The organism is Nocardia sp. NPDC127526, from assembly GCF_042672265.1.
Classification (GTDB): domain Bacteria; phylum Actinomycetota; class Actinomycetes; order Mycobacteriales; family Mycobacteriaceae; genus Nocardia.
The window spans coordinates 231,761-243,285 of the sequence record NZ_JBHXVO010000007.1 but is presented as its reverse complement, the minus strand read 5'-3'; the positions used below and the strand labels follow the sequence as shown (position 1 = coordinate 243,285).

Sequence of the window (11,525 nt, the reverse complement as noted above, 5' to 3'; positions counted from 1 at the left end):
TCATCACTGACACCCCTGAACGGCCTGCGCGAAGCACAGCCAGTTGTCCGGGAACAGCCACGGGGCGTACACCTCGCCGTACGGCCCGTTGCCGACCACATTGTTGAACTGCCGCAAGGCGACCGGCATGATCTCGTAGAGCCGGTCGAGGTTCTGCTTGTTCTTCTCCAGGCCCTCGGACATGGTGTTGAGATCGCCGATCAGCGGTCCCAGCCGACCGTTGTTCTCCAGGCCCATCTCCTGCAGCAGCCGCGAGAGCGCGGCCACATTGTCGAGCAGGCTGCGCAGCAGGGTCTGGCGCTGCTGCACGGCCGTGCCGATGGCCTCACCGCGAGTCAGCAGGAGCAGCACGCTGTTCTGGTTGTCGGCCGCCAGCTGCGCCACCACATCCATGCCCTGCAGCAGGGTGTCGACCTCGTCGCGGCGGTCATTGATGACCTTGGCCAGCGCGCCGACGCTGTCGAGCGCCTGCACGGCCAGCTCGGGGGACTCGCCCATCTGCTGGTCGACGGTATCGAGGGCCTGGCGCAGCTTCACCGGGTCGATGCGCTCGATGTGCTCGAACGAGGACTTGTACTTGGGATCCTGAACGACCTTGCCCAGGTTGTAGGGCACGGTGGTGTTCTCGATCTTGATGCGATCCCCGGCCAGCGCCCCGCCGCTACCCGGAACCAGATCCACGTGCAGGCGGCCCAGGATGGTCGACATCTTGATGGCGGCATGGGCATTCGATCCCAACCGCAGGTCTCGACGGACTTTGAAATCCACCAGGACCTTGTCACCGTCAAGCTTCACCGCCGAGACGGTGCCGACCTCGATACCGGAGACATCCACCGTCGCACCCGGCCGCAGGCCCGCGGCTTGGGCGAACTCGGCGTGAATCGTCTTGTCGCCCAACTGCGCCTGTTCGAAGGCCGTCGAGCCGACCAGCAGCAGCACCACGAATCCGGCCGCCAGCAAGCCGAGCCGCAAATACCGATTCATCGGCACACCTCCGATTGGGCCGGACCGCCGACCTGGGAGAAGAGGCCGGGCGGCAGCAGCACGCCCCACAGCGAGACATCCAGCCGGCAGATGTAGGCATTGCCGTAGGTGCCGTAGGACGTGAAGCGCGCCAGGGCATTCAGGATGTCGGGCAGTTCCACGGCGGCCTGGTCCAGCGACGCGCCATTGAGCAGGAGCAGGGCGATACCGCTGGTGGCATCGTTCTGAGCTCGGGCCACACCGGGTTTCACGGTGGCGATGATGTTCACGAGCGAATCCGTCGCCGTCGCCACCCGATCGACCGAGGTCTTCAGCGCCTCACCCTGCGAGTACAGCGCCTCGGTGAGCGAACGCGCCTGGGTGATAAGCGTTTCCAGCTCACCACTGCGGTTCGACAGCCCGGCGATGACGCTGCTGAGGTTGGCGATCACATCGCCGAGGATCTGATCGCGCTGGCCGAAGGTCGCCGCCAGCTGCGCGGCCTGGGTGACGAGCGAACTCAGCGAGACGCCATTGCCTTGCAGGGCTTGGATGAGCGTCTCCGACAGCGAGTTCACCTGATCCGGTTGCAGCACGCTGAACAGCGGCTCGAAGCCCGACAGCAGCGCCGAGACATCGAAGGACGGTTCGGTGCGCTCGAGGGGAATCTGATCCCCGGGCGCGAGCGGCCGCCCCGCCACCTCACCCGGCATGAGCGCGATATAGCGCTGCCCGATCAGATTCTGATACCGCACCAGGGCTTTGGTGGAGGTCGTCGGATGCTGGTCGTCCTCGATCCGGAAGTCGACCCGCGCCCGGTAGTCGCCGGTGAAGTCGATCTTGTCGACCCGCCCCACCCGGACTCCGGCCATCCGCACGTCATCGCCGATGCGCAGGCCGAGCACATCGGAGAAGACCGCCGAATAGCTGTGCGTGCCACCGGGTACCGAGCGTTGCAGCGTGGACCAGATGGTGTAGGTCAGCACGATCGCGATGACCGCGAAGAGGCTGAATCCGGCCAGGGATTTCGCGGATTTCATGCCGTGGCCTCCGTGAGATAGCCGCCGGTCAGGACGGGCCCCAGCAACAGCACCTGGGCCATATTCGGCTTACCGCCGACCACCGCCGCGATGGCCTCGGTGCCACGTAGGCCCGCGGGTTGCGCGGTGGCCGGATCGCTTCCGTTGTACGAGGCCGGGGCGGTGATCCCTGGAATCGCCGGAAGTCCGGGTATCACAGGCAGATTCGGCAAGCCGGGGATGACCGGAGCATTCGCCTGCGGCTGCTGCACCGGCACGGGACCGGCAGCGCCCAGCCACTGCGGCAGGAGCGCGGTCGGATACTCCTGTGGCGGTGCGACATCCGGCACCGTCGGCCCGCCGCAGCGCGGCCCGGCCAGTTCGCCGTAGCGCGGGCAGTCCGCGGCCGTGTACTGCTGGAACGGAGTGAAGGACACATCCATCTTCCACACCATCTGCCGGCCGGGACCGAAGCTGAACACGCCGCCCAGCCGTTGCAGCGCGGTATTGAGATTGGCGACCGCATAGGGGATGGCCTGCGGGTCCTCGGCGAGGCTGCCGAACAGCTCGTCCAGCCCGGCCACCAGGAACTTCCCGGAATCGGGATTGCGGGCGAACAGCGAGTTCACCGCGTCCACGGCCGTCCCGCCATTGGTGAGCAGGGCAATGAGATTCGCCCGCTGCTCGGTCAGCGTGCGCGCGGTGGTCACCGACCGCGACAGCATCCCGACCAGTTCGGGTGCGGACTCGCTCAGCGCGGTGGCCGCCTGTCCGAGATCGCCGAGCAGATTGCCGATGCCGGGAATGGCGTGCACCTCGGTCAGCCAGGTGTCGAGACGCTCGACGGTGGAACCGGGGACGCGCGACTGCGGATCCAGTGCCGCCGCCAGGGTGCCCAGTACCCGGCCCAGCTTCTCCGGCTGAATATTGTTCAGCACATTGCGCAGGACATTGAGCGTGGTCTGCAACTGCACCGTCGCGGCGCTGGTGTCCTCCGGAATGACGTCCCCGGCTCGCAGGGTGCGCTGACCGGGCGCGGTGTCGACCAGCTCGACGGCGGTGACACCGAAGATGTTGTTCGGAATCACGCGGGCGGCCACCGTCGCCGGAATCATGCCCGCCACAGCCGGTTTCAGCGCGATCTCCGCCCGCTGTCGTTCACCCGCGGCCACGACCTCCACGGTTTCGACGCGGCCGACCACCATGCCGCGGAACTTCACGTCCGCGCGGTCGGGCAGCCCGTCTCCGGTGCTGGTCAGCTCCGCGACGACACCCACCTTGTCCTCGAAGCGCCCGGTGTAGCGCAAGGCCAGCAGATACAGCAGCAGTGCGACGGCGGTCAGCATGGCCAGTCCCGCGAGGGACAGTTGCCGGGCCGTCGGTCCGCGGCCACTCGGATCGAGAAGCACGGCGCCTACCCCGAAATCCGGAATCCGGGGTCGATGCCCCAGATCGCAAGGGTCAGAAACAGATTGGCGAAGACCATGACGACGATGACCATCTTGATGGCCCGCCCGGCCGCCACCCCGACGCCCTCCGGGCCGCCGGTGGCCACATAGCCGTAGTAGCACTGGATGAAGGCTGAAAGCATGACGAACACAACGACTTTCAGCAGCGACCAGAACACGTCCGGTCCCAGCAGGAACTGGAAGAAGTAGTGGTCGTAGGTGCCCGCCGTGGTCCCGCCCAGGACCAGTACCGACAGCTTGGTCGTCAGGTACGCGACCGCCAGCCCCACGCTGTACAGCGGGACGATGGTCACCGTCGCCGCGATCATCCGCGTGCTCACCAGATACGGAAGCGGCCGGATGGCAATGGATTCCAGCGCATCGATCTCCTCGGAGATGCGCATGGAACCCAACTGCGCGGTGAACCGGCAGCCGGACTGAATGGCGAAGGCCAGCGTGGCGATGATCGGCGCGAGCTCGCGCGTGGTGGCGAAACCGGAGATGGCCCCGGTCAGCGGCCCCATGGTGAGCAGGTTCAAGGCCGTGAACGACTCCATGCCCACGGTGATGCCGGCGAACCCGCACAGCACGATGACCACGCCGATGGTCCCGCCGCCCACAATGAGAGAACCATTGCCCCAGCCGATATCGGCGGTCAGCCGCAGCACTTCCCGGCGATAGTGCTTGACCACGAACGGAATCGCGATGAGCGCCTGGAAGAACGTGATCGCCTGATGCCCCAACCGCTGGTTCGCTTGATACGGCGCGGCAATGGCATTGCCCGCCAGCTTGATCGGCCGCAGCGCCGGGGGAGTGTAGGTGCTGCCCACCTCAGATCACCTTCGTCGGGAACAAGGTGTTGTACACCTGGGTGAGAATGATGTTGGTGGCGAACAGCATGAGCGCCGAGCTGACCACCGCGGAGTTCACCGCATTGGCCACCCCGCCGGGCCCGCCGTGCGCGTGCAAGCCGATATCGCAGGCGATGACCGCGGTCAGCGCGCCGAAGACCGCCGCCTTGACGAGCGCGATGACCAGGTCATTGGCCACTGCGAAGGAGGCGAAGGACCCGATGAACGAGCCGGGCGTCCCCGACTGCGCGTACACATTGAACATGTAGGCCGTCGCGAAGCCGACGAAGACGATGAACCCGCACAGCAGCATGCTCACCAGCACCGCCGCCAGCAGGCGCGGGGCCACCAGCCGGCGCACCGGATCCACGCCCATCACCATCATGGCGTCGATCTCCTCGCGAATGGTGCGCGAGCCCAGATCGGCGCAGATGGCCGACCCCACCGCCCCCGCGATCATGAGCGAGGTCACCAGCGGCGCGCCCTGGCGAATAATGCCCAGCCCGGCCACCGCGCCGATGAACGTGGTCGCGCCGACCTGATTCACCAGCGCGCCCACCTGAATCGACACCACCACGGCAATGGGAATGGCCACCAGCACCGTCGGCGCCGCCGACACACTGGTCATGAACGCGCACTGCTTGATGAACTCCTGATAGGGAAAGCGCCGGCGCGCCATGGCGACGACCAACTGCCGCACCGCCTCCCGGCCCAGCAGGACCTGCCGCCCCAGGGTTTCCAATGATTGCTGCGGATGTCGCTTCCACAGCCGAGTGAGACTCTCGATGATCCTGTCGAGCTCACCGCGTTCGGATTCGGTGGTGGTCAAGGCGTGCCCCCTTACGCCATGTCGTCGAGATACTGCTGCAACAGCACGAGCAGAAAGCCCAGGACCGCGACACCGGCGGCCAAGGTACTCAGTACCGCCACCCACAGCCCGAACCGGAAGACCGGATTCACCCGCGTACGCCCACCGAGCACCTTCACCCCCATGACGAGGAGGTCGATGAGCCGGACCAGAACCATCACGTCATGCACACATTCGAGAAGGTGAGCACCGGCCAGCACACGATGGAGCCCAGGAAGGAGATGATCACGTCCAGGCCGTTCATCTGCTTCAGATGCGAGGTGTGCGTGAGCGTCCAGATGAGGCCCACCAGGCCGTAGGGGATGCCGATCAGGATGAGGGTGCCGAGGAACTCCGACACCTTCATCTCATAGCTCAGTATGCGATCAAGCCGTTGCAGCATGGTCGGGTATGTTACCGAGCATTCTTTTCAAGAAGGGGGCTTTCGGAAAACTTATTTTAGGCATTGACCTGGAGCTGTGGCAGTTCTAAGTTATGGACCATTCCGCGTCTGCTCGGAAAGGACAGTCATGACCTCAGCAGCGGCCCAGCCCTTCGAATCGGTCCCCCTGACCACCGAGCGGACTCGCATTCGCATTCCGGCCATCCACCGCTCCCAGACCAAGCGCCCGCCGCGGGTACAGGACGCCATGGACTTCTGGCAGTTCGCCGGCGCGGCCGCCAATGTGGCCATGCAGCTGGCGCGTCCCGGCGTCGGAAACGGCGTCGCCGACAGCAGGGTGGAATCCGGGGCACTCCTGGTGCATCCGTGGAAACGCTTGCGCACCACGGCTTCCTATCTCGCGGTCGCGCTGCTCGGCAGTCCCGGGGAGAAGACCGAGTTTCGGGAAGCGGTGAATGTCGCGCACCGCCAAGTGCGTTCGGAACCGGGCGCGGCGGTGAAGTACAACGCCTTCGACCGGAACTTGCAGCTGTGGGTGGCGGCCTGCCTGTTCATCGGCTTCGAGGACTCGTACCAGATGCTGCACGGCAAGATGAACCCCGAACAGGCCGAGGAGTTCTACCGGACCTCATCGACATTGGGCACGACTCTGCAAGTGCCGGAAGACATGTGGCCAGCCACCCGCGCCGAGTTCGATGTCTACTGGAACCTCGCGTGCGAACAGGCCGTCCTCGACGACAAGGTCAAAGCCTACGTCGACGACCTGCTGCACCTGCGCATGATCCACTGGTACCTGCGCGTCGTCTTCGGCGGCCTGCTGCGCTTCCTCACCGCGGGATTCCTCGCCCCGCACTTCCGCGAGCAGATGGGCATCGCCTGGACCGCCACCGATCAGCGCCGCTTCGAAAACCTTTTCCTCTTCGTGGGTTTCGTCAATCGCTTCGTCCCCAAGTTCCTGCGCTTCGCGCCCACCCACTTCATGATGCGCGACGTACGCCGCCGCATCCGCAAGCACAAGCCCCTGATTTAATCCGCGTCGTTCCCGCGCCGACCGCTTCCCGATCTCGTAGGCTTCCCGGAGGTTCGAGCCAGACCAGAACGGAGCCGGCATGCGCACGGTCGATATTGAGCGCACCATCGCGGCCCCCCGCTCCGATGTATTCGACTGGCTGACCGATGCGACCAACTATCAGCGGGTGCCCTTCGTCCGCCGCGTGACCCTGGTCCGCCCCGGCGACACCACCGGGCACGGGGCCGGGGCCGTGCGCCTGATCGTCACCCCGCTGCTCCGCCTGACCGAGGAGATCATCGAATACGATCCGCCTCGTCTGATGCGCTACCGATTGCTGAAATCGGTTCCGCCGCTACGGCATCAGGACGGAAGTATCTCCTTCGACGAGGTGCCCGGCGGCACTCGCGTGCACTGGTTCGCCGACTTCGAAATGGCCACGCCGATCTTGTCCGGGCTCTGCACCCGCACCTTCCGGCCGATCATCGTCGGCGGGGTGCATCTGGTCCTCAATACCGCGGAGCGCGAACTGAAGGGCATTTGACCCGGTGGATTCCGGCCAAAAGCACGCCGGAATGACGGGGAAATGACGGGGAAAGGGCTCAGCCCAGGGCGGCCAAAGCCATGCGGCGCAAGACCGGGCGGGCCCGGGTGGCGGTCGCGGCCGGGGCGCTGTGCGGGGTCGAGTTGATCAGGCCGAAGGTGGCGTGGGCCTGGACCCGGGCCGTCGGCTCGGGCAGGTCCGGGTGGAGTTCGCGCAGGACGGCGACCCAGACCTCGACGTACTGGCGCTGGGTGCGGCGGACCTGGCGGCGGGCCGACTCCGGCAGGTTCTCCAGGTCGCGATCCTGGATGCGGATGAGCTCGGGCTCGCCGAGGGCGAAGTCGAGGTGGAAGTCGACCAGGTCGGTGAGTGCCTGGGCCGGGGTGGCGGCCCGTGCGGCCACGGCCTTGCCGCCGTCGAGCAGGCGCTGACTGATGCCGACCAGCAACTCGACCAGCAGGGCTTCCTTATTGGGGAAGTGGCGGTAGACGGCCGGGCCGCTGATGCCCGCCGCCGCGCCCAGATCGTCCAGGCGCATACCCAGGAAGCCGCGATCGGCGATGAGCCGGGCTCCCGCGTCCAGCAGCTGCTGCCGGCGCTGCGCCTTGAGCTGCTCACGGCGCGTGAGCGTGACGGTATCGGTGCTGCTCACCGTGGCTCCTCTCGCCGGTCCTGGACAACTCAGTTAGTGAAGATTATCTTATTTTCCAGTTATTGGTGATTAACCGAGCGGGCAGGATGGCGCGATGACGCTGACTGGGGACGTGCGTACCGGGAATCGGGAGGCACATCTGGCGCTGGTCGAACAGCTGCGTGCGCGGCTGGCGGTCAGTGCGCTGGGTGGACCGGAGAAGGCCCGGGAGCGGCATGTGGCGCGGGGCAAGCTGCTGCCGCGGCAGCGGGTGGATCAGCTGCTCGATCCGGGCTCGCCGTTCCTGGAGCTGTCGCCGCTGGCCGCCAATGGGATGTACGGGGACGAGTGCCCCGGGGCCGGTGTCATCGGCGGGGTCGGGCGGGTGTCCGGGCGCGAATGCGTGATCCTCGCCAATGACGCCACGGTCAAGGGCGGCACCTACTACCCGATGACGGTGAAGAAGCATCTGCGGGCGCAGGAAGTCGCGCTGCAGAACAACCTGCCGTGCATCTACCTGGTGGACTCCGGCGGCGCGTTCCTGCCCAAGCAGGACGAGGTCTTCCCGGATCGCGAGCACTTCGGGCGGATCTTCTACAACCAGGCGAATCTGAGCGCCAAGGGCATCGCGCAGATTTCCGCGGTCATGGGGTCGTGCACCGCGGGCGGCGCGTATGTGCCGGCCATGAGCGACGAGACCGTGATCGTGCGCAATCAGGGCACCATCTTCCTGGGCGGGCCGCCGCTGGTGAAGGCCGCCACCGGTGAGGTGGTGACCGCCGAGGAGCTGGGCGGCGGCGACTTGCATTCGCGCACTTCCGGTGTCACCGATCATCTGGCCGAGAGCGATCAGGACGCACTGCGCATCGTGCGCAATATCGTGGCCACGCTGGGGCCCAAGACGCCGACGCCGTGGGAGGTCCGTCCCACCGTCGATCCGATCGCGCCGCAGGACGAGCTCTACGACGTGGTGCCGGTGGATCTGCGCACGCCCTACGACGTGCGCGAGGTCATCACCCGCATGGTCGACGGCGGCGAATTCCAGGAATTCAAGGCCGAATACGGGCGCACCCTGGTCACCGGCTTCGCGCACATCCACGGCCATCCGGTCGGCATCGTGGCCAACAATGGCGTGCTGTTCGCCGAATCCGCCATGAAGGGCGCGCATTTCATCGAACTCTGCGACAAGCGCAAGATCCCGCTGCTGTTCCTGCAGAACATCACCGGGTTCATGGTGGGCCGCGACTACGAGGCCGGCGGCATCGCCAAGCACGGCGCGAAGATGGTCACCGCGGTGGCCTGCGCGCGGGTGCCGAAGCTGACCGTGGTCATCGGCGGCTCCTACGGCGCGGGCAACTACTCCATGTGCGGGCGCGCGTATTCGCCGCGCTTCCTGTGGATGTGGCCCAATGCCCGCATCTCCGTCATGGGCGGTGAACAGGCCGCCTCGGTGCTGGCCACCGTGCGCGGCGATCAGCTCGACGGCAATGGCAAGCCGTGGTCGGAGGAGGATCAGGAGGCGTTCAAGGCCCCGATCCGCGAGCAGTACGAGGCGCAGGGCAATCCGTACTACTCCACCGCGCGGCTCTGGGACGATGGCGTCATCGATCCGGCCGATACCAGAACAGTTGTCGGCCTGGCGCTTTCGGCATGCGCGCAGGCGCCGCTCGAACCCGTCTCCTACGGCGTCTTCCGGATGTGATCACCATGATGAACAAAGCGCACCCCATTGCCTTCGACACCGTGCTCGTCGCCAATCGCGGCGAAATCGCGGTGCGCGTCATTCGCACCCTGCGCGCCATGGGAATTCGCTCGGTCGCGGTCTACAGCGACGCGGATGCCGATGCCCGCCATGTGCACGAGGCCGATACCGCCGTGCGGCTGGGCCCCGCCCCCGCGCGCGAGTCCTACCTGGACATCGCCAAGGTGGTCGACGCGGCCGTCCGCTCCGGAGCGCAGGCCGTGCATCCGGGATACGGCTTCCTCTCGGAGAATTCGGCCTTCGCGGCGGCGCTGGACGAGGCGGGCATCGTCTTCCTCGGCCCGCCCGCGCGGGCCATCGAGATCATGGGCGACAAGATCGCCGCCAAGAACGCGGTCTCGGCCTACGGCGTGCCGGTGGTGCCCGGTATCGCGCGGCCGGGCCTGACCGATACCGAACTCATCGAGGCCGCAACGGAAATCGGCTATCCGGTGCTGGTGAAGCCATCGGCCGGTGGCGGCGGCAAGGGCATGCGGCGGGTGGACGATCCGGCGCTGCTGCCGGACGCCCTGGTCAGCGCCCGGCGTGAGGCGGCCGCCGCCTTCGGCGACGACACCCTGTTCCTGGAGCGATTCGTCAGCCGCCCCCGGCACATCGAGGTGCAGATCCTCGCCGACGGCTTCGGCCAGGTGCTGCATCTGGGTGAGCGCGAATGCAGTCTGCAGCGCCGCCACCAGAAGGTGATCGAGGAAGCCCCGTCCCCCTTGCTGGATGCCAGGACTCGCGCCGAGATCGGCGCGGCCGCCTGCAATACCGCGCGCAGTGTGGACTACATGGGCGCGGGCACCGTCGAATTCATCGTCTCCGCCGACAAGCCCGACGAGTTCTTCTTCATGGAGATGAACACCCGCCTGCAGGTCGAGCATCCGGTGACCGAACTCGTCACCGGCGTCGACCTGGTGGAATGCCAGGTGCGCATTGCCGCCGGGCAGAAGCTGTCGGTGAGCCAGGACGATATCCGCCTCACCGGCCACGCCATCGAAGCCCGCGTGTACGCCGAGGACCCGAGCCGCGACTTCCTGCCCACCGGCGGCACCGTACTGGCGCTGTCGGAGCCGGAAGGCCCCGGCGTCCGGGTCGATTCCGGTCTCCGGGCCGGAACCGTCGTCGGCAGTGACTACGACCCGATGCTGTCCAAGGTCATCGCCCACGCGCCCGACCGCGCTGCCGCCATCGCCAAACTCGATGGAGCACTGCGGGATACGCAGATCCTCGGCCTGCGCACCAATACCGACTTCCTGCGCTTCCTGCTCGCGGATTCGGACGTCCGCGCCGGAAATCTGGACACCGGCCTGCTCGATCGCCGAGTGCGCGATTTCGAGGCGGAGCCGATCCGGGATACTCAATTCCTCGCCGCCGCAGCCTATCTGTGGCTGCGGCGCTGGCCGGTGGAGCCGACAGACCTCTGGGCGGTACCAACCGGCTGGCGGATAGGCGCTCCGGCCCCGACCGTCTTGCGGCTGCACGGCGGTGACCGCACCGAGCATGTTTACCTCACCGGCACCCCCGCACGTGCCGAAGCCTGGCTGGAGTCGGGCGAGAAGCACACGCTCACGGCGCAATTCGGCGTGACTCGGACGGAGAGCCCGGTCGAAGGTTCTTCTCGTCATTCCGGCGCGCTTTTGGCCGGAATCCACAGCGGCTTCGGAGATCCCGGCCAAAAGCATGCCGGGATGGCGGGTGGTGGTGAGCTGACGCTGACCGTCGACGGCGTGCGCACTCGCTTCCGCATTGCCCAGCACGACGGCCAGGTCTGGATTGCCGACGCCACCGGGATCGCCCTGCTGCGCGAGGTCGCCGAGGCCGATGTGCGCACCGCCGCCGATCACTCCGGCGATGCCGAAATCACCAGCCCCATGCCGGGTTCGGTCATCGCGCTCCCGGTGGAGTCCGGCGCTCACGTGGCCGCGGGCGCACCGATCGTCGTCGTGGAGGCCATGAAGATGGAACACACCCTGACCGCCCCTGTCGCCGGTCGAGTCGAGCTGCTCGTCACGCCCGGTACGCAGGTGCGACTGGACCAGGTGCTCGCCCGCGTGATCATCGAC

Annotated in this window: 11 protein-coding genes and 1 pseudogene; 4 read left to right on the top strand and 8 right to left on the bottom strand. The window is 66.7% G+C overall.

The features are described from left to right. Window positions 1-3 precede the first annotated feature (3 nt). The 7 genes from ACFVIV_RS15845 to ACFVIV_RS15815 are packed head-to-tail and all read right to left on the bottom strand — an operon-like array spanning window position 4 to window position 5,531. Window positions 4-984 carry an MCE family protein gene (locus tag ACFVIV_RS15845; RefSeq protein ID WP_379196733.1) on the bottom strand — a complete coding sequence of 327 codons (981 nt, stop codon included), beginning with the start codon at window positions 982-984 and terminating at the stop codon, window positions 4-6. Next, window positions 981-2,003 (bottom strand): MlaD family protein, encoded by a 1,023-nt coding sequence (locus ACFVIV_RS15840; protein ID WP_379196731.1) that lies wholly within the window; start codon window positions 2,001-2,003, stop codon window positions 981-983. Before ACFVIV_RS15840 ends, ACFVIV_RS15845 begins: the two co-directional genes overlap by 4 nt. Beyond that, window positions 2,000-3,391: an MlaD family protein gene (locus ACFVIV_RS15835; protein WP_379196730.1), complete on the bottom strand. Its 1,392-nt coding sequence runs from the start codon at window positions 3,389-3,391 to the stop codon at window positions 2,000-2,002. The genes ACFVIV_RS15840 and ACFVIV_RS15835 overlap by 4 nt, the downstream gene beginning before the upstream one ends. Window positions 3,392-3,396: 5 nt before the next feature. After that, window positions 3,397-4,260, bottom strand: a complete 864-nt coding sequence (locus ACFVIV_RS15830) for an ABC transporter permease (protein ID WP_379196728.1) — start codon at window positions 4,258-4,260, stop codon at window positions 3,397-3,399. A 1-nt stretch (window position 4,261) separates the two neighbouring features. Then, window positions 4,262-5,110 carry an MlaE family ABC transporter permease gene (locus tag ACFVIV_RS15825; protein ID WP_379196726.1) on the bottom strand — a complete coding sequence of 283 codons (849 nt, stop codon included), beginning with the start codon at window positions 5,108-5,110 and terminating at the stop codon, window positions 4,262-4,264. 11 nt (window positions 5,111-5,121) lie between these two features. Then, window positions 5,122-5,307 (bottom strand): hypothetical protein, encoded by a 186-nt coding sequence (locus tag ACFVIV_RS15820; protein WP_379196883.1) that lies wholly within the window; start codon window positions 5,305-5,307, stop codon window positions 5,122-5,124. Continuing rightward, on the bottom strand, window positions 5,307-5,531 hold the full coding sequence (locus ACFVIV_RS15815) for a hypothetical protein (protein ID WP_379196725.1): 225 nt from the start codon (window positions 5,529-5,531) through the stop codon (window positions 5,307-5,309). The genes ACFVIV_RS15820 and ACFVIV_RS15815 overlap by 1 nt, the downstream gene beginning before the upstream one ends. Window positions 5,532-5,658: 127 nt before the next feature. On the opposite strand from ACFVIV_RS15815, the gene ACFVIV_RS15810 reads away from it, so the two are divergent. Both ACFVIV_RS15810 and ACFVIV_RS15805 read left to right on the top strand, forming a co-directional pair. After that, window positions 5,659-6,561 carry an oxygenase MpaB family protein gene (locus ACFVIV_RS15810; protein ID WP_379196723.1) on the top strand — a complete coding sequence of 301 codons (903 nt, stop codon included), beginning with the start codon at window positions 5,659-5,661 and terminating at the stop codon, window positions 6,559-6,561. 79 nt (window positions 6,562-6,640) lie between these two features. Then, entirely contained in the window at window positions 6,641-7,084 is a 444-nt protein-coding gene (locus ACFVIV_RS15805) for an SRPBCC family protein (protein ID WP_379196721.1), read from the top strand. 58 nt (window positions 7,085-7,142) lie between these two features. On the opposite strand, the gene ACFVIV_RS15800 is transcribed toward ACFVIV_RS15805, so the two are convergent. Continuing rightward, window positions 7,143-7,736: a TetR/AcrR family transcriptional regulator gene (locus ACFVIV_RS15800; RefSeq protein WP_379196719.1), complete on the bottom strand. Its 594-nt coding sequence runs from the start codon at window positions 7,734-7,736 to the stop codon at window positions 7,143-7,145. Window positions 7,737-7,830: 94 nt separating this feature from the next. On the opposite strand from ACFVIV_RS15800, the gene ACFVIV_RS15795 reads away from it, so the two are divergent. Together ACFVIV_RS15795 and ACFVIV_RS15790 are read left to right on the top strand one after the other, a co-directional pair. Continuing rightward, window positions 7,831-9,417 (top strand): carboxyl transferase domain-containing protein, encoded by a 1,587-nt coding sequence (locus ACFVIV_RS15795; RefSeq protein ID WP_379196717.1) that lies wholly within the window; start codon window positions 7,831-7,833, stop codon window positions 9,415-9,417. A gap of 5 nt (window positions 9,418-9,422) precedes the next feature. Beyond that, a pseudogene (locus tag ACFVIV_RS15790) lies at window positions 9,423-11,519 on the top strand (acetyl/propionyl/methylcrotonyl-CoA carboxylase subunit alpha); the annotation flags it as partial. Window positions 11,520-11,525 lie beyond the last annotated feature (6 nt).